General features: G+C 52.3%; 20 protein-coding genes. 9 read left to right on the forward strand and 11 right to left on the reverse strand.

The window, feature by feature from the left end:
- Window position 1: 1 nt before the first annotated feature.
- The 3 genes from SYN_RS08435 to SYN_RS15300 form a co-directional block, all read right to left on the reverse strand.
- Window positions 2–541, reverse strand: coding sequence for a glycine cleavage system protein R (locus SYN_RS08435; RefSeq protein WP_011417666.1), 540 nt, complete (start codon window positions 539–541; stop codon window positions 2–4).
- Window positions 542–859: 318 nt separating this feature from the next.
- Window positions 860–1,774 (reverse strand): pirin family protein, encoded by a 915-nt coding sequence (locus SYN_RS08440; protein WP_041585554.1) that lies wholly within the window; start codon window positions 1,772–1,774, stop codon window positions 860–862.
- A gap of 333 nt (window positions 1,775–2,107) precedes the next feature.
- On the reverse strand, window positions 2,108–3,175 hold the full coding sequence (locus tag SYN_RS15300) for a GGDEF domain-containing protein (protein ID WP_011417668.1): 1,068 nt from the start codon (window positions 3,173–3,175) through the stop codon (window positions 2,108–2,110).
- 686 nt (window positions 3,176–3,861) lie between these two features.
- On the opposite strand from SYN_RS15300, the gene SYN_RS08450 reads away from it, so the two are divergent.
- Complete coding sequence (locus SYN_RS08450) at window positions 3,862–4,143, forward strand: hypothetical protein (protein WP_011417669.1); 282 nt, start codon at window positions 3,862–3,864, stop codon at window positions 4,141–4,143.
- Between the two features lie 85 nt (window positions 4,144–4,228).
- On the opposite strand, the gene nadD is transcribed toward SYN_RS08450, so the two are convergent.
- Window positions 4,229–4,879 carry a nicotinate-nucleotide adenylyltransferase gene (gene nadD, locus SYN_RS08455; RefSeq protein WP_011417670.1) on the reverse strand — a complete coding sequence of 217 codons (651 nt, stop codon included), beginning with the start codon at window positions 4,877–4,879 and terminating at the stop codon, window positions 4,229–4,231.
- On the reverse strand, window positions 4,876–6,132 hold the full coding sequence (locus tag SYN_RS08460) for a glutamate-5-semialdehyde dehydrogenase (RefSeq protein ID WP_011417671.1): 1,257 nt from the start codon (window positions 6,130–6,132) through the stop codon (window positions 4,876–4,878). The genes nadD and SYN_RS08460 overlap by 4 nt, the downstream gene beginning before the upstream one ends.
- 225 nt (window positions 6,133–6,357) lie before the next feature.
- Between SYN_RS08460 and SYN_RS08465 the strand changes: the two genes are divergently transcribed.
- The 4 genes from SYN_RS08465 (at window position 6,358) to SYN_RS08480 (ending at window position 11,212) form a co-directional block, all read left to right on the forward strand.
- Window positions 6,358–7,425, forward strand: coding sequence for a hypothetical protein (locus SYN_RS08465; RefSeq protein ID WP_148202529.1), 1,068 nt, complete (start codon window positions 6,358–6,360; stop codon window positions 7,423–7,425).
- A 150-nt stretch (window positions 7,426–7,575) separates the two neighbouring features.
- Window positions 7,576–8,508, forward strand: coding sequence for a radical SAM protein (locus SYN_RS08470; RefSeq protein ID WP_041584908.1), 933 nt, complete (start codon window positions 7,576–7,578; stop codon window positions 8,506–8,508).
- A gap of 201 nt (window positions 8,509–8,709) precedes the next feature.
- Window positions 8,710–10,650, forward strand: a complete 1,941-nt coding sequence (locus SYN_RS08475) for a penicillin-binding protein 1A (protein ID WP_202943542.1) — start codon at window positions 8,710–8,712, stop codon at window positions 10,648–10,650.
- 112 nt (window positions 10,651–10,762) lie between these two features.
- A complete protein-coding gene (locus tag SYN_RS08480; RefSeq protein WP_041584909.1) occupies window positions 10,763–11,212 on the forward strand; it encodes a septal ring lytic transglycosylase RlpA family protein in 450 nt (149 codons plus the stop codon).
- Between the two features lie 78 nt (window positions 11,213–11,290).
- On the opposite strand, the gene SYN_RS08485 is transcribed toward SYN_RS08480, so the two are convergent.
- From SYN_RS08485 to SYN_RS08510, 6 genes are all read right to left on the reverse strand, one after another.
- The gene (locus SYN_RS08485) at window positions 11,291–11,629 is read right to left on the reverse strand and encodes a hypothetical protein (RefSeq protein WP_011417677.1); all 339 of its coding nucleotides are present in this window, start codon (window positions 11,627–11,629) and stop codon (window positions 11,291–11,293) included.
- A 52-nt stretch (window positions 11,630–11,681) separates the two neighbouring features.
- Complete coding sequence (locus tag SYN_RS08490) at window positions 11,682–12,911, reverse strand: ABC transporter permease (RefSeq protein ID WP_011417678.1); 1,230 nt, start codon at window positions 12,909–12,911, stop codon at window positions 11,682–11,684.
- A complete protein-coding gene (locus SYN_RS08495; protein ID WP_041584910.1) occupies window positions 12,908–13,600 on the reverse strand; it encodes an ABC transporter ATP-binding protein in 693 nt (230 codons plus the stop codon). Before SYN_RS08495 ends, SYN_RS08490 begins: the two co-directional genes overlap by 4 nt.
- Window position 13,601: 1 nt before the next feature.
- Window positions 13,602–14,786, reverse strand: coding sequence for an efflux RND transporter periplasmic adaptor subunit (locus SYN_RS08500; protein ID WP_011417680.1), 1,185 nt, complete (start codon window positions 14,784–14,786; stop codon window positions 13,602–13,604).
- A gap of 33 nt (window positions 14,787–14,819) precedes the next feature.
- Complete coding sequence (locus SYN_RS08505) at window positions 14,820–16,109, reverse strand: TolC family protein (RefSeq protein WP_049749952.1); 1,290 nt, start codon at window positions 16,107–16,109, stop codon at window positions 14,820–14,822.
- A 296-nt stretch (window positions 16,110–16,405) separates the two neighbouring features.
- Window positions 16,406–17,422 carry a 1,9-bis(guanidino)-5-aza-nonane synthase gene (locus tag SYN_RS08510; RefSeq protein ID WP_041585558.1) on the reverse strand — a complete coding sequence of 339 codons (1,017 nt, stop codon included), beginning with the start codon at window positions 17,420–17,422 and terminating at the stop codon, window positions 16,406–16,408.
- A 286-nt stretch (window positions 17,423–17,708) separates the two neighbouring features.
- Here SYN_RS08510 and xseA point away from each other — a divergent pair, with 286 nt between their 5' ends.
- From xseA to dxs, 4 genes are read left to right on the forward strand one after another with little or no spacing between them, the layout of a single operon-like run.
- A complete protein-coding gene (gene xseA, locus SYN_RS08515) occupies window positions 17,709–19,073 on the forward strand; it encodes an exodeoxyribonuclease VII large subunit (protein WP_041584911.1) in 1,365 nt (454 codons plus the stop codon).
- A gap of 7 nt (window positions 19,074–19,080) precedes the next feature.
- Entirely contained in the window at window positions 19,081–19,320 is a 240-nt protein-coding gene (locus SYN_RS08520; RefSeq protein ID WP_011417685.1) for an exodeoxyribonuclease VII small subunit, read from the forward strand.
- Window positions 19,321–19,327: 7 nt separating this feature from the next.
- Window positions 19,328–20,224: a polyprenyl synthetase family protein gene (locus SYN_RS08525; RefSeq protein ID WP_041585559.1), complete on the forward strand. Its 897-nt coding sequence runs from the start codon at window positions 19,328–19,330 to the stop codon at window positions 20,222–20,224.
- A gap of 47 nt (window positions 20,225–20,271) precedes the next feature.
- On the forward strand, window positions 20,272–22,224 hold the full coding sequence (gene dxs / locus SYN_RS08530) for a 1-deoxy-D-xylulose-5-phosphate synthase (protein WP_011417687.1): 1,953 nt from the start codon (window positions 20,272–20,274) through the stop codon (window positions 22,222–22,224).
- Window positions 22,225–22,240: the final 16 nt, after the last annotated feature.

Raw genomic sequence — 22,240 nt, forward strand, 5'->3', positions numbered from 1 at the left:
TTTATTTGCAGATCACGGCATCGAAACGTATGTCAATGTTATATTCATCGCCGATACGGTTGAGATCGGTTTTTAAATCCAGGATTTTCACTGCCGGCGGCAGAGAGAAATTGCAGACCATAGAAAAAACATTGGCTCCTGTGACCGGGTTGTTGTCCACGTTGGTGGAAATGTCGTCAATATTGATCCCTCTGCCATGGAGGGCCTTGCATATCTGCTGGATGATGCCCGGGCGGTCGATGGAGGTTGCTACGAGTCTGTATGGAATGGACGGAGCAACCTCCCGGTGAAGCGGAGCTTTGGTCTTCCGGACGTGAATGTCCAGGCCGGTCTTTTCTCGTAAGCTGTCCAGGTCCTTGATGAGCCTTTCTATGTCATCCGTGCTGCCGGAAGTCAGGATAATCATCCCGAACTCTCCTCCGAGAACACAGCCCCGGGATCGTTCGATATTGATGCCCCGCGCCGTGAAAAATTCCGAAATCTGTCTTGCAAGGCCCGAACGATCCGGCCCCATGAATGAAAACACAACGTAGGATCTCATCAGTCAACTCCGCACTGTTTTTTCAAATTCATCTGAAACGGCTGTATCCGCACCACATGCTTCAAGAGCGAAATATGTGATTCCTTAGCCGACCATACGGCCCGTGTCAAGGAAAAGTCATTTTTTTTCGTTTTCTCTGATTACGCGAACTTTTCATTTTTTATAAAGATCAGCTGTGCTCAACCTCCAAAACTGGAATTCCGGAAGGTGATCTTTTCAGGAATTGATGGCTCACCGAGGCATGTGATTTACGCGGACGAAAGATTGAATTTCTGTGCGCCCTTCCGGCTTTTCCTGAGAGTCATTAAGTCTGAATGTTCATGGTTTGTCCTGCTTTATGAACGTTCCCTTCTCGAGTTCATCAAAGGCGATGCGGAGTTCTTCCCCGGTATTCATGACGATCGGCCCTCTCCAGGCAATAGGCTCTCCGATGGGTTTTCCGGAAATGAGAAGAAATCGGACCGGTTCATCTTCTGTTGATATCTGAACCTGTTCACCGTCTTCAAAAAGGACTAAAGATTCGTTTTCCAGATAAGGATTTGAATTCAGATCATAATCATTATTCCCTTCCGCCTCGTAAGCGAATGGCTTCTTTTCCATGCAAAAATATCCTTTCCCGAAAATAACATAGGCAAATACTTTGTGTCCGGGCTTTGTAGGATGGGAAAAAGTAGTCTTTGCCGGTACGGTGACGTCAATATATTCCGGATCGATGACTATGCCCGTTACCGGTCCTCTTGTGTCGTTTACGCTACCGCAGATGATCCTGATTGTTACTCCATTATCCTGCTTAATGATCGGAATCTGGCTCGCCTTGACATCCCTGTAGCGGGGCGACATCATCTTGTCTGCGGCTGGGAGATTAGCCCAGAGTTGGAAGCCTTCCAGAATGCCCTTTGAATCACCCTGAGGCATTTCCTGATGTATGATCCCGCTTCCCGCTGTCATCCACTGAACATCTCCGGATGTGATGCGCCCCTGATTTCCCATGCTGTCCCGGTGCTCGACATCGCCCCGCAGTACATAAGTGATCGTCTCAATGCCACGATGCGGATGCCATGGAAATCCTTTTGAATAATGGTCCGGGTTATCGGAGCGAAAATCATCAAGAAGTAAAAAGGGGTCAAACAGAGGGATTTCCCTGTGACCAAATGCCTGCATCAGATGAACCCCCGCACCCTGGATGATGGGTCTGCTCCTGAATACTCTGTGAATTTTTCTCGTTATTGTCATCTCTGATTCCTCCTCAAAAAGAGATCGGTAAAACGCCACGATAAAATCCATGAAGATATTTCCATTCAGTCGGGCATCCTTTTCTATTTTGTAAGAAGAAAAAAAAGGAGGACAGACGCCGGCGTTTCACTGCGCCTTATTACTCCAGATCTATTTTATAATTAATCAGGTTTGAATTGATTTTCACGGTCATGAATCATCACCGGAACAGGGATGGCCGCGAAGACCCTCGATAACTTTTACGGATTGAAATCAGGAGAAGCCAACACGTTCTCGGCTGGTTGTGTGTGGCGACAGGGACTGGAATTCACGAACAGCCGCCCTTGGAGGAATTCAGACGGAACACTGCACAACCTTGTTTCTGCCGCCAAGTTTAGCCTCATACATCTTGAAGTCTGCCTGAGCAAGCAGCACGTCGAGGCTGTGCCCCTCGGACGGGTAGGAAGCTACGCCTATGCTGACCGTCGTGCGGACAATTTTGCCATCCAGTACGAGGGGGGTATTCTCTACGGCTTTGCGGATTCGTTCAGCGACGTCAAGGGCGCCGGTCGATGGCGTTTCGGGGAGTAAAACGACGAATTCGTCGCCGCCTTGACGGGCCAGAATGTCGGAATGTCGCAGTTGAGCCTGGATTGTATTCACCAGCGTAACAAGAAGCTGATCACCGGCCTTGTGGCCGTAGTCGTCGTTGACTCGTTTCATGTTATCGCTGTCAATGGCGAGCAGACTCAGAGGGCGGTTGTAACGCACTGTGTGGCCGAACAGCCGGTCGGCGATGATGGCCAGGCCGCGACGATTGTATATCCCCGTCAGCTCGTCTGTTTCCGACATCAGTTTGATCTTGTTGAGGCCATAGCGGATATCGGACGCGAACATGGTGGTGATGTACGCCACAAGCACAAAAGGAGCGAATCGGGCAAACAAGGCGCCGACATATTTCAGCGAAAAAAGCTCATTAATTGATGAGTGACTTCCGAGAAAAATGAAACAGGTGCCGATCAGGGCCAGTTCCAGGAGGGTGGTCAGCTTGCCCAGGGCCAGCGCACTGGTGATGATCACCAGCAGATAAGAATTCAACAGGGGACTTTCCAGCTTGCCTGTATGCCATAGCGCCCAAGTGACAAACCCGGTCATGACCCAGGTTTCCACCGCGAGTTTCCATCTTGATTCCTGTTTAAGGAAGCGCGCATAGCGGAAGCCCATGACAAAGGCTGCATACATGACCAGAGACAGAACAATGGATGGCGCGTCTTTGACGTCGGTGCCGCCGAAGACGTGATACAGCAGAACAAGGATAAGCAGCAGCCATTCGATTTCCGCCACAGATCTGGAAATGCCGCGAAGCTCTTCCTGTTCTATGGACGTCGTGATGCGTGTTTCTTTTTGTGCCGTATTTTCCATCGAGTTGCAGCTCCATTCACCTGACGGGATATGACGCGCAAGTTTGCTGTAATAATGACAGTTTCGTCCGGTGCTTTGATCTATAATTCAGAACAAACTTATATGTCAATGAGATAGTGATACATAACATTTCGATATATATATCCGAAAATTGCCTGCGTCACAAGTGTAAGTCAGGCTGCGTCATAATAATATGGAACGGCTATAAGGCGCTTGACATCGAAACACATGGAATGGTATGACATCAACCGTTCAAAAGTCACGACATGGATGTTTGCAGCTTCTCATTTCGAAGGAACATCAAACGGCATCCCTAAGCAGATTATCAGTAAGGAAACAGTTTATCTTTCTTTACGCCCGGCTTGGATGGCGGGGGTGGAAAACGTTAGCCCTGACAGGGTTTATGCACGGTCTGACCGACTCTGAAAATGTTGTGGCCGGCATTAATTCCACAACGTAAAACAGGTTGATAATTACGCTTCATTCTTTACGCACTGATGATGTTTTACAGAGTTTGGTCTGCTCCGGCAGTAAGGGTTTTAAATTGCATCATTTTATAAGAAAATAACCTGGTCGGCAGTTCAGGGTTCTTTTCATTTTCGGCGGGAACGAACATCCCAAAATATTGACCATCGGTTTCATAACAGTCCAACCCCGCTCGATGATGCAGATAATCAGGAGGTTAAATGCAATATTACTGGCTTAAAATATCCGAAGAAGACGAAGTAGAGGGCGATATTCAGCGTCATCACTATATCGTGTCCGCGGAAGATATCAACGAGGCGCGGAAAATCGCACGTGAATTCATAAGAAATTTCTGTGAAGACGATGAAAACCCGGAACCGATCAAGGATGGTTTTTCATTTTACAATAATGCCGTGAAGGTCAGGCTGTCGGATGTCAAGGAAACAACCAGGGAAGAATTTACTCAGTTTATTTTCAAACTGCATTCAATCACGTGGCACTGACCGCGCCCCCTTTCAAGTCAACCTTGTGTATTCGAACTCATGATGTAGCAGCGCGATCTGAATTTTTCGTTTGATTTCTCTTCTGTTACTCCGTCGAATATAATTTATTTTTCTTTATGTAATGCCGGACAGAATCCGGCGTCAGATAGGTGATGGATTTTCCATTTTTTACCCTGGCTCGGATGTCCGATGATGAAATATCCAGAAAGGTGACCTGACGGAAGTAGATGAGGTGGCCGGATGGTCCTCGATATCCGTCAGCAGCCTCGTCATAAATGAACTGCCTCGCAAACTCCTCCGGCAGAATTCCCGAAAGCCCCATGCTTTCGTATCCCGGTCGAGTGAGAACGGAGAAGTTGCATAAAAGCAGGAGTTTTTGCCAGTCCTTCCAGGTCTGAATGGCCTGAAAGGCATCCTGCCCGAGAATGAAGTAGATCTCGATCGACTTGAGATATTTGTTGAGGAAATATTCTACGGTTTCAATCGAATAGGACTTCCCAGCCCGTAAATTCTCCACATCGGAAAATGAAAAAGAGGGGTTGCCTTCAATGGCAAGACGGACCATTTGCTCCCGATGATAAAAAGAGGTAACCGCCGCATCGAGCTTGTGAGGCGGGTGGGATGCCGGGATAAAAATGATCCGGTTCAAATCGAAGATTTCTCGAATTTCTTCGGCACAGCGAAGATGACCCATATGAATCGGGTCAAAGGTACCCCCCAGCAGTCCCCACTTCATGTTCTCACCTGTCCGTTCCCGTATACGATGAATTTTGTTGTGGTCAATTCTTCCAGTCCCATGGGACCGTACGCATGAAGCTTTGTTGTACTGATTCCGATTTCCGCCCCCAACCCCAGCTGGAATCCGTCACTGAACCGCGTGGAAGCGTTCACCAGCACCGTGGATGAATTGACTTCGTTGAGGAATCGCTGGGCGTTGGCGTAGTCGTTGGTAACAATGGATTCCGTGTGAAGCGACCCGTAACGGGCGATATGGTCCATTGCCTCTTCAATTCCACCAACCACCCGGATTGACAGGACCAGATCAAGGTATTCCCTGTACCAGTCTGCTTCCGTTGCCTGTTCAGCATCTGAAATCAGAGCGCAGGTTTCTTCACACCCCCGGATAACAACGTGACTCTCCCTGAGCTTTCGGGCAAGCTCTGGGAGAAAGCGGGGAGCCGCCTCCCGATGAACAAGCAGGGTTTCCATGGCATTGCAGACTCCGGGACGCTGAATCTTGGCGTTGAGGCAGATCTTAGCCGCCATTTCCAGATCCGCATCCGCGTCCACGAATACGTGGCACACGCCTTTATAGTGTTTGATAACGGGAATCCGGGACTGACGGACCACCGCCCGGATGAGGTCTTCTCCACCCCGGGGAATGATCAGGTCGATATATTCCTCCAGTTGCAGTAACTCGTAGACCGCCTCCCGGTCTGTTGTTTCAACGACCTGAATCGCCGCTTCCGGCAGGGAGGTCTCTTTCAGAACATCCTTAAGAAGCCGTCCGATGGCGATGTTGGAATGAATGGCCTCAGAGCCCCCCCTGAGAATGACGGCGTTCCCCGATTTCAGACAGAGGGCCGCGGCATCGGCGGTCACATTGGGACGTGACTCATAGATGATGCCAATCACCCCCAGGGGAATCCGCATCCGGCCCACCAGCAGGCCATTGGGCCGTCGCCACATGGAGGTCACCTTCCCCACGGGATCCGGCAGCGAGGCCACTTCCAGAATGCCGTCGGCCATATCTCGAATCGTGGATTCCTTCAAGGTCAACCGGTCGATCATGGCGGGAGAGAGACCCAGATTCTTCGCGAACGCCACATCCTTTTCATTTTCCTGCATCAGCCAGCCGGCCTGCTGAAGAAGTCGTTCAGCCATCTCCTTCAGGGCCCTGTCCTTGATTTCCGTCGGCATGCGGGAAAGTGTGCGAGAGGCTTCCCGCGCTCCTTCCGCCACTTGTCTCATTTCATCTTGAATAGCCATGCTCCAGTGCCTTTCCAGGCTGCCTCCTTCCGATCTTCGTGATGCCCATATGACAATTGCCGTTGACAACAGACCGGATGTTCATGTAAATAACCCGATCTCTTTAAAGCCGCGCCATGTTTTCATGCAAATTCATCCCTTGCCGACGGCGGTGCTACTCTACAAAAATGGATCGGGTTGTGTCAAGGTCTAATGACCCACAGCCGGTGCGTGAAAAGCAATACCATGTTCAGCATTCGTATCAAAGCAGGTCGGAAAGCCTACGAACAGATTCGTGACGGCGGTTTTTCCTGCGACCGGATTTCTGCTTTTTTCGCTCCCGCAGCCGGTCCACGCTGGCTTGTTGCTACGGGATTCGATCTGACACTTCTTAAAGCGGGGCTTCTGGGAAGGAAGAAACCGGTTCAGTTGATCGGCTCGTCTTCCGGTGCCTGGCGTTTTGCCGCCTGGGTGCAGCCGGAAGCAGAAAAGAGCTATCTAAACCTTATGGAAGCTTACATCCGTATCCCTTACCATAAGGACGATCGCGCGGGTATAGTCCTGCAAAACCTGATCAATGTCGTCAACTCCTACATTGAAGATGACGCCCTGCCTTTTGCCCTGGCTCATAAACATTACCGCCTTGCCGTCCTGACCGCCCGCGTGCGGCATCTCGTTGCTTCGGAATCTTCCTGGATTCAGTCATCCGGATTGTTTCTGTGCTTTCTGATGAACGCCCTGAGCCGATCCACTCTGGATCACTTCACGGAGCGGGTCGTTTTTTACAATGGACCGAACCCGCCTGGCTTCTGTCTTAAAAGTCCTTTCCGAGGCCGGTTTATTCAACTCAATAGAACCAATTTCAAGCATGCAATTCTGGCCTCCGGAGCAATTCCCCTGTTTGTGGCCGGAATTCGCGATATTTACGGGGCGCCCCGGGGTGTCTACCGGGATGGCGGCCTCGTCGATTATCACCAGACCTATGACTTCGCCGAATCAGACGATGACATGACTCTCTTTTTCCACCATCAGGAACGTATTATTCCCGGCTGGTTTGACAAGCGTTTGAAGCATCGCAGAACTCCTGATGTCCTTCTGGACCATACCCTGATGGTTTTTCCCACAGAGGATTTTGTTTCAACCCTTCCTCTTGGAAAGCTTCCGGACCGGGAGGATTTCAGATCTTTCATGGATGATCCGGCAACGCGCATCCGGAACTGGCAGGAGGCCGTCCGACGTTCCGCCCCTCTGGGCGAACAGTTTTTTGAGCTGGTTGAAAGCGGCAAGCTCAGATCTATGGTCGAACGGATTTAGTTCCTGAGACGAATCAGCTTTGACATCAAGGCGACAACCCCATGATTACACTGTTTAAAGTCGGACAACATTCTAATGTACGCAAAGGAAATCGGTTCATGCTTCATCCTGGCATGGCATTGAAAAAAAGAAATCAGGATGCCCGGTAAAATGAAGTTGAAAGAAAAAATCGCCCGGCTTGAGAAAATTCTTGAGTGCTGCACCCTCTGCCCCCGACATTGCCGCGTGGACAGAACCCGGATGCAGATGGGCTTCTGCCATCTGCTCGATTCGGCGGTTGTTGATTGCGCCATGCCCCATTTCGGTGAGGAGCCGCCTATTTCAGGGACTTCCGGGTCGGGAACAATTTTTTTTTCATCCTGCAACCTCCGCTGCCGCTACTGTCAGAATTTTCAAATCAGTCACCATGTTCGCGGAAAGACTCTTGACGCTGCGGCCCTTGCGCAGATCATGCTTTCCCTTCAGGAACAGGGCTGCCATTCCATCGAACCGGTTACCCCGACGCCGCACCTTCCCGTTCTGATTGACGCCCTGCGCATCGCCCGCGAGAAGGGCCTTCACCTTCCTCTGGTATATAACTGCGGCGGCTATGAGAACCCGGAGGTCATCCGTCTTCTGGAAGGTATCGTCGACATCTATCTTCCCGATTTCAAGTACGGCAGTGACGCCGGCGCTTTTTACTTTTCCGGCATAAAAGATTATGTTATGCATGCCGTCGGCTCTCTTCGAGAAATGGTTCGTCAGACAGGAGATACCCTGAGTCCGGACCAGGGCATTGCCCGCAGAGGAATAATCATCCGCCATCTTGTTCTGCCGGGACAAACGGAAAACAGCTTCGCCGTTCTGGATCTGATCAAAAGGCACCTATCCACCGCCGTTCCGCTCAGCATCATGTCCCAGTACACTCCGATACCTGCGATGAAGGATTTTCCTCCCTTGGACAGGCGAATCACCGCGGAAGAATATGAGAAGGTAATGGACTATGCCTTCCATCTCGGTTTTGAACATTTTTTTGTGCAGGAAGTAAATGACCGGAACCTGTCCCCCGATTTTAACCGGGATGCCCCTTTTGACTGGCATTAAGTAATTTCGATCATTCTCCTCTCGAGTATCCCGTAAAGAAAATTTCATGGTTTTGAAAATGATCATCAATAAGGAAGTGTGACTGTAAGAATGCATTTAAAAATAAAAACGACAATGGCCCCGACAGATTTATTTGAAAGCAGCTCTTTTCCGATTTGTCACAGGCCTCTGATTTCCAGGATGTGGTGTATTTTTTTATTCATGGCGTTTTTCCTGCCTTCGAGTTTTGCATCATCGGCCGGCGCTCAGGAATTTGCTTCTTATCCTCCCCTGCCGCGGGGTTTTTCTTCCATAAAGGTCTTCGACAACAAAGGGCGTTATGTTGGCCGGATACTGCCTGAAAAAAGATACTGGGTCTCCATAGACCAGATAAATCCATTTCTGGAGAAGGCCGTGCTGGCAATTGAAGATTGCCGGTTTTACGAACACTCCGGAATTGATATCCGTGGGATTGCCAGAGCCGTTGTTAAAGATGTCACCAAAGGAAAAATCGTCGAAGGCGGCTCGACCATCACCCAGCAACTTATCAAGAATAAATATCTGTCCGCCAGGAAAACCTTCGACCGGAAAATTCAGGAAGTTTCCCTCGCTCTGGAATATGAAAAAAAATACACGAAGAAACAGATCCTGGAAATGTATTTCAATGAAATTTACTACGGCAACGGGGCTTGGGGAATCGCCCAGGCTTCACTTCTTTATTTCGATAAGACTCCCGCAGATCTGACTGAAGCCGAATGCGCGCTTCTGGCCGGTGTTCCAAAGGCGCCAAATCGCTATAATCCTTTCTGCGAAGCCTCTGTGGTCGGAAAACGCAGGAACCTTGTTCTGAAAAGAATGGCGGAACTGAACATGATTACCGCCGGGAAAAAAAGGAGGCTGGCGGCCGTTCCCATAACGGTTTTCAAGCGAGGAGAAGCGCCTTATTATGTAACTCACATTAAAAATCAACTGATTGAACGGTACGGAAAGGAAATTGTCGACAGAGGCGGACTGGAAGTCACCACAGCCATGAATATTGATTTGCAGAGGCAGGCCGAGCGTTTTCTGCGTGAGGGAATAAAGAAGCTATCCCCGGATCTTCAGGGAGCCCTATTCTGCATGGATCCGAACACCGGGGATGTTCTTGCCGCTGTGGGCGGTGTTGATTTCGCCAAAAGCGCTTATGATCGGGCCTATGTCGCCAGACGCCAGCCCGGCTCCGCCATCAAACCGTTCATTTACGCGGCCGCCTTGGAAAAAGGATATACGGCCTCCAGCATCCTGAACGACAGGCCGGCAACTTACAGCCGGGGGGGGCGGGATAGCTGGACGCCCCGGAATTATGAAGGAACAACACAGGGGGAACTTACTGTTCGACAGGCCCTTGCTCACTCCAACAATGTGATTGCCGTTAAATTGCTCGATGCCATCGGCGTCCCCTATTTCGTGAATTTCGCCGGCAGGCAGGGGCTTGCGCTGCGTGCGCAAAACGACCTGTCCCTGGCTCTGGGAACGGAGGAAGTGACCCTTGCCAGTCTTGTCCAGGCCTACACACCGCTGACCAATGGCGGGTTACGGGCCGAAGCACGGACCATCACCCACGTCTATGACCGGTATTATCGTACTTGGACGGAAAATCCCCCGGTTGTCGTCACGCCGGTACTTTTTCCAGCCACCGCCTATGTTGTCACCTCGATGCTGAAAGACGTCCTGAATTACGGGACGGCCAAGACGCTGAAGCGATTCAGCGGAGAACGCCCCTCCGCGGGAAAGACAGGCACGACCGACAACTATCAGGATGCCTGGTTCATTGGCTATACGCCTCAACTCATAACCGGCATCTGGGCAGGCTATGACAAGCCTAAACCAGGAGGGAAAGGTTTTACCGGGGGGGCAGTCTGCGCTCCGATCTGGGAACGATTCATGCGATCCGCATTATCCGGCAAACCAGTTGTTGATTTCCCGAAACCGGAATCGGTCGTTTCCGTTTCCGTCGACCCCATGACGGGCTTCCTGGCAACTCCCGACTGCCCGGAACAACGGGAAGAATTCTACCTGCCCGGCACCCAGCCGGTGGATTACTGTCCCATGCATGGCGGCGAGTCTATTCTTCCGCTGACTCCAGTAGAGACGCTGCCCATGGAACAGGAAAATGCGGAATAAAAAGTGCGGTGGGGAAAAGCAAGTCTTTACGCAAAGGAATATTCTACGATCTCGACGTAATATAAAGATCTTTCAAACCGACTGCTCTGAACTGTGCTGAAAGGAGTTCGTGATGCATTTCAGAAATCGAATAAGCAGGATAGCGCGCTGTCTTTTGGCCTTTCAGATTGTTTTTCTTTTCGCGGCACACCCACTTCAGGCGGAAGATACATCCGAACTGAAAACAGATCCAATAAATCAGAAGGATATTTCCGATCTTCAAAAACCGGAAGGAACGGTCGGAAGAGCATACTATTACAGAAAGAGCCTCAAGAACAAAAAAACGAGTTCGGGAGCGATATACTGTCCGCATAAGCTGACTGCGGCTCATCCGACCCTTCCCCTTGGTAAAAAGGTCAAAGTCATCAACATCGGGAACAAAAAGTCCGTGGTCGTGACGGTCAATGATCGCTGCCGAAAACACCATTTTGAATTCATTGATTTATCTCAGGCCGCGGCGCGTGCGCTGGGTTTTTTTGGCAAGGGAATGGCGATGGTGCAAATCATTCCCTTCGAAGAATAGCCCACTCACCGCCGGGAAGCAATATTCACCGAAGTTAAGCAAGTGGACTGTGATCTCTCGCGCGCCGTTATGATGACATCAGGGATTCAGCCCCCGTTTTTTCAATTCAAGCCGGACATCGATCCTGCGGTTCCTCAGATCATCAGCCGTATATCCCGTGGGCCCCGTCCCCACGCCAACCCCCATCCCGCTGTGATGTCCAAATGTTCCTATTCCGATCCCGATTTCCGGTCCCCACGCCTTTTCCTGCCGCTCTATTTCATCGTCAAGGCGATAGAAATAGCGAAGGAGTTCTTCATTCCCCATTTTCGTATAGTCCTCTGCAAGCAACGCCTGTGTCTGGCTCGCACATCCCGAAAGAAGAAACATCGTCACCACTACTGTAAACAACACTGCAATTACCAGTTTCGTCTTCATCGTACATTCTCCTTATTTCATTAGAGTAATCATCATCCCGAGGGCCGTTGTCTTACTCGTAGCGCAGGGCTTCGATGGGATTGAGAAGCGAGGCTTTGTACGCCGGATAAAAGCCGAAAAAGATTCCGACCAGCCCGGAGAAGCCGAAGGCCAGGAAAATGGACAGGGGCGAAACGATTGTCGGCCAGCCTGCCGCGGCCGACAGGATTTTGGAAGCAGCAACGCCCAGGATAATCCCCGTTATTCCCCCGGTCAGGGAAAGAGTCAAAGCCTCGATGATAAACTGGAGGCGAATGTCCCATGTTTTCGCCCCTACGGCCATCCGGATGCCGATTTCTCTCGTCCGTTCCGTTACCGATACCAGCATGATATTCATGATCCCGATTCCGCCGACCAGCAGCGATACCGATGCAATGGCCCCGAGCAGAAGGGTCATAATCCGGCTGGACTCCTCCGCAACCTGCATGAGCTGGGTCAGGTTCCTTACCGTGAAATCATTTTCCTGCCGGTCTGTGATGCGATGCCGCTGCCTGAGGAGCTCCGTAACCTGCCCTTCTGCCGCCTCAAGATCTTCCGCACTGGCGGCCTTGACCATGATGGAGCGCACCATCCCCGGAAAGGAAGTCCCGAAAATCTTCTTTTGAGCGGTCGTCAAGGGAATATAGATGATGTCATCCTGGTCCTGCCCCATGGGAGACTGCCCTTTAAGCTCCAGGAGTCCGATGACGGTAAAGGGCACCTTTTTGATCCGGATGATCTGCCCGACAGGCTCCATCCCTCCGAAGAGATTGTCCGCGACGGTTTGCCCGAGGATGGCCACCTTCGTCGCGCTCCGGATATCCTGCTCCGTAAAGGAACGTCCTGAGGTCAGTGTCCAGTCCCGCACGGTGAGAATGCCCGGCGTCGTTCCATGAATGACGGTAGACCAGTTCTGGTTTCCATAGACGACCTGAGCGCCGCCGTTTAAAGTCGGGGCAACCTCCAGCACCGCCGGACATTCCTTCAGAATCGCCTCAGCATCCGCCATGGTCAGCGTCTGCACCGTCCCCGCACCCATTCGCAATCCTCCCGACGTCGTGCTGCCCGGCAGAACCATGATCAAATTGCTCCCCATGGTCGATATCTGCCCGGAGATCTTTTCGCCGGCGCCCGTGCCGACAGCCAGCATGGCGATCACGGCTCCAACCCCGATGATGATCCCAAGCATGGTGAGTGCAGATCTCATTTTGTTCACCCGAAGGGCGCGGAAAGAAATTTTCAGCGTTGACGGGATGTTAATCATGATTTCACCACGGCTTCATCACTGACGATGCGCCCATCCCGAAACCGGATAATCCGCCTGCTGAATTCTGCGATATCGGATTCGTGAGTAACCAGCACGATCGTAATTGCCGATTCGAGGTTCAATCCGACAAGAAGCTCCATAATCTCAATGCTCGTTTTCGTATCGAGATTCCCCGTGGGTTCGTCCGCAAGAATCAGAGGCGCGTCATTGGCCAGCGCTCTGGCGATGGCGACCCGCTGCTGCTGGCCTCCGGAAAGCTGATTGGGGGTGTGCTGTTCTCTGCCTTCCAGCCCCAGCATCCGAAGGGCATCAAGGGCGCGTTTCCTCCTTTCGGCTGACGACAGGCTGTTGTACAGCATGGGCAGTTCCACATTTTCCAGAGCCGACGTCCGGGGAAGGAGATTAAAACCCTGAAATACAAAACCGATCTTTCGATTGCGGATTTCGGCAAGCTCATCACGCGTCAACCCCCCTACATCGATTCCGTCAAGGAGATATTGACCCCGAGTCGGCTCGTCCAGACAACCGATGACATTCATGAATGTAGACTTACCCGATCCCGAGGGGCCCATAATAGCGACAAACTCTCCCCTGTCGATCGTCACCGACACCCCGTCGAGGGCATGCACGACATTTTCTCCGACTTCATAGATCTTGTAGAGATCCTTCGTCTCCAGAAGCGCCATGTTAGCGAAACATCCTTGGTGTCTGCGGCTGCGCCGCGGCATTGTTTTTCTTTTTGTCCCTCATGACTTCGACAATGACGGATTGACTCTCCCGCAGATCGCCGGAAAGGATTTCCGTAAACGTTCCGTCACTGATTCCGGTCGTAACGGCAACGCGTTTCGGATTTTTTTCTGTCGGAACCCAGACGCCCTGTCCTTTCCCCCTGACGGGAGCTGACTTGCCACCAATTTCGGCATCTGGCGGACGGAATCGCAGGGCGGCATTGGAAACCCGGAGCACGTTCTTCTTTTCGGCAACCACGATGGAAACATTGGCCGTCATGCCGGGTTTCAGGCGAAGATCAGGGTTGTCAACCCGGGCCACAACATCATATGTCACCACATTCTGAACTGTGATGGGAGCACTTCGCACCTCAGCAATTTTTCCTTCAAAAATCATGTCAGGATAGGCATCCACCGAGAATTCCACCGGCTGATCGACCTGGATCTTTCCAATATCCGCTTCATCAACGCTGGTGTTGATCTGCATGCGCGTCAGATCCTGAGCAATATTGAACAGCGTCGGAGTCTGGAAACTGGCGGCAACCGTCTGTCCGACATCCACATTCCGGGAAATCACCGTTCCATCAACTGGGGAAAGGATCTTCGTGTATCTGAGATTGGTTTCCGCATAGTTCAGGGAAGCCCGTGTCTGTTCAACCTGCGCTCTGGCTGCGGAAAGCTGGGCTGTGGCTACCGACACGCTGGTTTCCGCCGTGTCGAGCTCGCTGCGGGCAATGAGATTCCGGGTGAAAAGCATCCCGTTTCTTGCCAATGTGCGTTTTGCGTCAACAAGAGAAGCCCCGGCTTTTTCTTCGTTTGCCTTTGCCAGGAGCAGATTGGCTTTGGCCTCTTGAACACGCGCTTCAAACGTCGCCGGATCGATCTGGGCCAGAAGCTGTCCCTTTTTTACCGGAGAATTGTAATCCACATACAAATCCCTGATCGTTCCTGAAACCTGAGTTCCCACAAGAACGGTCGTGACGGCGTTTACCGTGCCGGTCGCCGTCACCGTCGCCCGGACGTCGCCCCGGTCTATCTCGACCATTCTGTATTTCGGACCTTTTTCTCCCCCCTTAAGCAGAAAATACGTCCCCGTCCCAATCAGGATCATCAGAATGATAACAGCAATGATCTTTCTCTTCATGATTCCGTCTCTTTCAAACCGCTACGGATAATTCTACCTTAATCCCGTGGCTTTCTCCAGCTCGGCCCGGGCAATCCTCGCATCGGTCAGTGCCGCGATATAATTTGTTCTGGCATTGCTCAGGGAAACCAGGGCATCCGTCACTTCAATCGGATTTCCTACCCCCGCGTCATAACGTCCGGTGGCCAGTTCAACGTTTTCTTCAGCCTGCCTGACGGCCATCTGTGCCGCCACTGTCCTCTCCTCGGCTTCTCTCAAATTGGAAAAGGCCTCCTCCACTTCCAGGCGGACCTGCTGCAGGAGAGTCTGTTCCTGAGCCTTGACCACATCGAGACTGGCCCTCGCCTCTTCCACCGAGTACCGGGTCTCCAGACCGTTGAAAACGGGTACATTCAGTGCGGCTCCTACATTCCAGCCTTCACCGAGGGGGAAATCCCCTCCACCGAAACCGTAGCCCGCATTTCCTGTAAGATAGGGATAATATCCCTTTTTCGCCAGGTTAACCGCCGCCTCCGCAGCTTCAACCTGCTTTTTGACGGACTGCAGGTCAGGACGGACGGCATAGGCTTTTTCCAGTGCCGAGGGCAGGTCGATCGCGTATGTTTCCGGCAATAGCGTTTCATCGATGACATATTCCGGGATATCTGGAATTCCCATGGCGTTGTTGAGGTTAACCCGGGTGATCCGGAGGGCGTTCTCCGCACGGATTCGATTCAGGATGGCATTACTCAGGTCCACTTCGGCCTTGGTCACATCGAACTTCGGTTTGGCGCCGGCTTCAAAGAAGCCCTTTGCCTGTTCGAGGTGATGCTGGAACTGGCTGACTGTTTCGATGGCCACTTCCAGGTTTTTTTGAGCCTGCACCAGAGAATAATAGGCCTGTTGGACCCCGAAGACAATTTCCGTCTCTACCCGGCTCAGGTCCTGCCGGGACGATTCCGTATTGAGTTTCTGAATATCCACCTGAGTTTTCGTCTTTCCAAAATCGTAGAGCATCTGATTCAGACCGACATTGATTCGATAGTCATTGTAGGTTTTCTGTTCCACGACCCTGGAGGTCGCGGGATGAGTTCTGCTGTATTCGGTCTGCCAGTTGACCTGGGGATAATAGTTCGCTCTGGCTTGACCGATCCGGCTTTCTCCGATCCGGATCGTGCTTCGCGCGGCTTGAATGACTGGATGATAAAGGAGGGCTGTTTCGATGCAACGCTTCAGATTCAGTCGCTCGCCCTTTTGAATGACCGTCCCCTCGGCGCCGGCAAGCAAAGGTAAAAAAACAATCAGCATCGGCAAAAACGCGATAAGTTGAAATTTTATCTTCATAATCATGCTCTTTTTTTCAGATTCCGCAAAAGGAGTCCTCCGAAAGGAAAAGATCCCTTCGGATGCGAGTTACATAAAAAACAGCAATGACTGTGCCGAAGGATAAAAAAGGCGTAAACGTCTTTAATAATCAAGGGTAATAAGGCCGTTCGGAATTTGTGGACTTTTTGTGACGGGCTGCATGAAAGAAGTTGGATATATCGTATCCAGTTCCGGTATCCACATGGATACGATATATCCGTTTTTTGCACTCAAATCCGAATGGGAGCAGACAGTTCCATTCTCTTTAACCGCGCTCAGACGCAGTGCCGCGCAAGCCGCCGCTGCGGTCTGCCCTTCCAGTTCCCCTGGTGATAAGCATAACTGGCCAGAAGAGGGAGCACGGAAGTCGCTTCCGCGTAAACCATCTGTTCATAAGAAACATCCACTTTACCCCAGGACGTCGCTTCGCGGAGTGTGGAACTGGAGCAGGCTCCGTCGCGGGCATCCGCTACCGTGATCTGTATGGCATAACGATGCATGGGCACTTCCTTGCCCAGCACTTCAGCGCAGATCACCGTATCCTGGGCAAAATTCTTGGGAACGCCTCCGCCGATCATCAGAAGTCCTGAATTTTCCACCGCCATCTTGATCGCCGTCAGTTCCCGGAAATCCTTAACAGAATCGATGCTTACATGCTGATCCGGATGGCTGGCCTGATGCAGAACCAGGCCGAAGCCGGCGCTGCTGTCTGAAAAAGCGGGGCAGAAAATGGGTACATCCGCTTCGAAGGCCGCCTGAACCAGGGAATTCTTCTTGACGGCATGAGTTGTCAGATAACGTCCCATCTCCCGGATGAATTCCCGGGAAGAACAGGGCTTCGGGGAGAGACCGTCGGCAATCTCCCGTATCGTGCGATCACAGATCTGCAACTCCTCCTCATCAATGTAGGTATCGTAGATCCGGTCGATGTAGAGCCGCCGCAATTCCTGGTCATCCACATGGGGGCTGCCCTGATAGTGCCGGAAACCCAGCGCTTCAAAGAAATCCATGTCCACGATCGTCGCCCCCGTGGCCACAATGGCATCGACCATGTTATAGCGGACCAGATCTGCATAAATCCGCATGCAGCCGGCTGCGCTGGTGCTTCCCGCGATGGTCAGGATGACGGCGCATTCCCGGTCGGCAAGCATGGTGTCGTAAATTTCCGCGGCAACGGCAAGATCCCGTGCTGTGAAAGACATTCCGCGCATGGCCCTGATAATATCCACCGCATTAATCGCCGTGAAATCAATATGTTCCACGGTATTTTTCAAATAATCCTTCTTCTCCATAAATTCTCCTGAGGTAACAGGCTGTTCGGAGCGCTTTGTTCCGGCCGGCCTGAGATAAAATTTCACAAAGTCTGCTGCATGGCTGATTCCCGCCCTGGAAGCGGCCTTGTGCAACCGCAAGGCCATCTTGCCCGGCGGGTCTGCCGTTCCCCTGTCCATTCAGGAACTCGAGCCCGTCCGGCGATAACTTTTGTTCTTAAATCATGGCCGGTTAAAAGTCAACTTCAGAAGAATCTTAAAAAAATCATACTTGTCACAAAGAATAATATCTGATAGGTGCACTGCGATGAAGGGAAGTATAACGGAAATATTAACCGTTTCGGAACTGAATGAAAAAATCCGGGATCTTCTGGAAGCCCGGTTTGATCTGCTCTGGGTGGAGGGGGAAGTGTCCAATTTGCGCCGCCCCTCCTCGGGACATATCTATTTTACGCTCAAGGATGAAAAAAGTCAGATTCGGGCAGTCATATTCCGGTTTTTACCCGGATCGAGGCCCTTCCGGAACAATCGTCTCCCTTTTTTCGACCTTGAGGAAGGCATGCAGATCACCTGTCGAGCCAGACTGGCCGTCTACGCGCCGAGAGGAGAGTACCAGCTGATTCTTGACTCGCTGGAACCCCGGGGAACCGGCGCTCTTCAGAAGGCGTATGAACAGTTGAAAGCCCGCCTGCAGGCCGAGGGACTTTTTGATGCCTCCCGGAAAAAACCGATTCCCTACCTTCCCCGGCGAATCGGCGTGATCACCTCCCCCACGGGAGCCGTCATCCGCGACATCCTGAACATCACGGCAAGACGCTTTCCCTCCGTTTCTCTCGTGATCGCTCCCGTCCGCGTTCAGGGACCGGAAGCACCCAGGGAGATCGTTCAAGCCATTCAGGATCTGCATTCCCTTGAAGAAGTCGATGTCCTCATTCTGGCTCGCGGGGGAGGATCGCTCGAAGATCTATCCGCTTTCAATGATGAAAGCGTCGCCCGTGCCATCGCCTCGTCATCTCTTCCGGTTATCTCCGCAGTCGGCCATGAGACGGACTTCACTATCGCCGACTTTGCAGCGGATGTCCGTGCGCCTACGCCATCCACTGCCGCGGAACTGGCCGTGCCCAACAGGAACGATCTGACCGCCTGGCTTGCAGGAACCCGGTCAAGACTTTACACACTCTTAATCCGGAGCATGACACAAAGGCGGGAGCAGCTGGTCCGATGCCGGGAACGGTTAAAGGACCCACAGCGCGTCATCACAGGTTTGCGTCTCGCCCTGGACGACCACAGGGAACGCGGCCGGCTTATCATTCAACAGCGGCTGTCAGCGGAAAAGCAGAATATTCTGCTTCAGCGCCTGCGTCTTCAGCAGGCAGGCCCCCTCCGCAGAATAAGGGACACCCGTTTGAACGTTGAGGATATGGAAAAGCGGCTCATTTCCTCCTGCCGGCTTAATCTGGACCGGGCGAGAAAAAGCTGGACCGTTTCGGCGACACGCGTGGACTCCCTGAGTCCCCTTGCCGTTCTGGAGCGGGGGTACAGCATTGCCAGGACATTGCCGGGAGGTAGAATTATAAGGGATGTCGCCATGCTGAAAATCGGCGATTCCCTGGAGCTTCGGGTGCGAAAGGGCCGCCTTGAGGCAGAGGTCACGAGGATTATTCCGGAGTAAAGGACTTATGGCAAAAGAAAAATTTGAAGAAGCAATGGCCAAACTGGAAGCCCTGGTCCGAAAAATGGAAACAGGTGATATGACCCTTGAAGAATCCCTGAAGGCCTTCGAAGAAGGCATCAGACTTTCACGGCTGTGTGCGTCCCGCCTGGATGATGCCGAACGGCGCGTGGAGATGTTGATTGCTGAAAATTCGAATGTGACGGTGCAGCCCTTACGGGAAAATGGAGAGAAAAATGAATCCTGAATCCGGGCTGGATCTGAATGCCTACATCAAGGAAAAAAAGCTGCGGATCGATGAAGCCATCGACCGCTACCTGCCCGGCGAGGAGGAATCCCCGGGTGAACTTTTTAAAGCGATGCGGTACAGCCTTTTTGCAGGCGGGAAGAGGATCCGTCCCATTCTCTGTCTTGCGGCTGCAGAAGCTGTTGGAACTTCAGTCTCTTCCGATTGCCTTCTTCCGGTGGCCTGCGCCCTCGAATACATCCATACCTATTCATTGATTCATGACGATCTTCCCGCCATGGACAATGACGACTACCGCCGGGGAAAGCCCACCAGCCACAAGGTTTTCGGTGATGCTCTGGCCATTCTCGCCGGGGACGCTCTGCTCACGGAGGCCTTTGAACTGATGACCCGAACCGATTTTCATACCGGCCTGGCCCCGGAAATTCTCCTGAGAGTCATCAGGGAAATCGCTGCTGCTGCCGGGGCTTTCGGCATGGTGGGAGGACAGGTGGAAGATTTGCGTGCGGAAGGAAAACCCGGAAATCTGGACACGCTGAACCGAATTCATAATCGGAAAACAGGGGCAATGATCGTCGTTTCCCTTAGAGCAGGGGCGATACTTTCCGGAGGATCGGAGCAGGCCGTTTCGGCATTGACAGATTACGGCCACAAGATCGGCCTGGTTTTCCAGATTGCCGACGACATTCTCAACGTGGAGGGAGACCGGACTGTGCTGGGTAAAAGCACGGGGAGTGACGCGAGCCGTGGTAAAATGACCTTCCCTCTCCTTATGGGATTGGAACCATCCCGTCAGAAGGCCTTTGCCCTGGTTGAGGAGGCTCTGCGCGATCTTGACGGTTTTGACAACCGGGCGACTCCTCTGCGGCTGATGGCCAGATATTTTGTGGAGCGCCGACTTTAAGGGAAACGCACTGGCGCGACATCGTTATATAAATAAAATTATAATGGATGTTTATCTCTTCTATGAACCCGGTAAAAAAGAATAATTCCGGCGGCATTCTCAGTCGGATACAATTCCCCGAGGATATCCGGATGCTGGACATCGGCGACCTTACGCTTCTGGCGAGTGACATACGGTCGGCTATCATCGAAACGGTTTCCCGCACGGGCGGACATCTGGCCTCATCCCTGGGAACCGTCGAGTTGACCCTGGCCGTACACAAGGTTTTCGATACACCGAAAGACCGTGTGATCTGGGATGTGGGACACCAGGCTTACGCCCACAAACTGATCACAGGACGCAGGGATGTCTTCTCTACCCTCCGGCAGAAAGGGGGAATCAGCGGCTTTCCTAAAAGGGAAGAAAGCCCCTATGATGTCTTCAACGTCGGCCACAGCAGCACCTCCATTTCCGCCGCTTCCGGCATCGCCGAGGCCCGGGATCTGAAGAAAGAGCGTTTCAAGGTCGTGGCCATAATCGGCGACGGGTCCATGACGGCCGGCTTGGCTTTTGAAGGTTTGAACTGGTCAGGAGACCGGAAAAAAGACCTCGTCATTATTCTCAATGACAACGAGATGTCCATTTCACCCAATGTAGGCGCCCTGTCCTCCTACCTGAACCACATCATGACAGGTCAGACGGCGAATAAAATTAGAAAGGACATCAGGAATTTTCTGAAAACGATCCCTTCCATCGGCGAGCAAGTGCTGGAATTCAGCAGAAGAGCGGAGGAATCACTCAAGGCCCTCATTGTACCCGGGGCGCTCTTTGAAGACCTCGGGTTTACCTATGTGGGCCCCCTGGAAGGCCATCGCCTCGATCACTTGATCCGGAATCTCGAGGACGTACGCAACATGGAAGGGCCTGTCCTGGTTCATGTCATTACACGGAAAGGCAAGGGGTACAAGTTCGCTGAAGCCGAACCCCTTCGTTTCCATGGAATCTGCCCTTTTTCGCCGGAGACTGGAAAGCCGGCGGCTGCAAGCGAATCTCCAGTTCCCCCATCCTACACGCAGGTCTTCGGAAATACGATTGTAAAGCTTGCTCGTCAAAATCCCCGACTCGTCGCTATTACCGCAGCCATGTGCGAGGGAACGGGACTGAACGCATTTGCTGAGGAGTTTCCGGAACGCTTTTTCGATGTGGGCATTGCGGAACAGCACAGTGTGACCTTCGCCGCCGGACTGGCCACGGAAGGGATCCTGCCTGTGGTGGCGATTTATTCGAGCTTTCTCCAACGGGCCTACGATCAGATCCTGCACGATGTCTGCCTGCAGAATCTTCCGGTTGTTTTCGCTCTGGACCGGGCGGGTTTCGTCGGAGAAGACGGTCCGACTCATCACGGCCTCTTTGATCTTTCCTATCTGCGGTCTATCCCGAACATGGTCGTCATGGCTCCCAAGGACGAAAACGAGCTGCAGCATATGCTGCACACTGCCGTCGCCTGCGGAAAACCGGCAGCCGTACGCTACCCGCGAGGAAGCGGCGTCGGCGTGACAATGGACTCCCAGCCGTTTTCCCTGGAACTCGGAAAAGGAGAAGTGCTTTGCGAAGGTGGGAGTCTGGCTATCCTGGCTGTCGGAGATCCGGTTCATCCAGCTCTAACCGCCGCCGTCCAACTCAGGGAGGAAGGAATTTACGCCACGGTAGTCAACGCCCGGTTTGTCAAACCTCTGGACAGGGAACTCCTTTTGAGAATCGTGCGGTCCTTCAAAAAAATCCTGACCGTGGAGGAAAATGTCCTCACGGGGGGATTCGGCAGCGCTATTCTGGAATTTCTTGAAGAAAACGATATCCATGGAATCCAGGTCAAACGGTTGGGAATCCGGGATGAATTTGCCGAACAGGCCACACAGGCCGAGCAGCGCAGGCTTTACGGCATTGATGAACAGGGGATTGCTGCCGCTGTCCGGTCGATGATGAACATGGGCAGATCGTCCCAGATGGAGGCCTGCCTTTGATATGTCTTCCGATTCG

The organism is Syntrophus aciditrophicus SB, assembly GCF_000013405.1.
GTDB classification, from domain to species: domain Bacteria; phylum Desulfobacterota; class Syntrophia; order Syntrophales; family Syntrophaceae; genus Syntrophus; species Syntrophus aciditrophicus.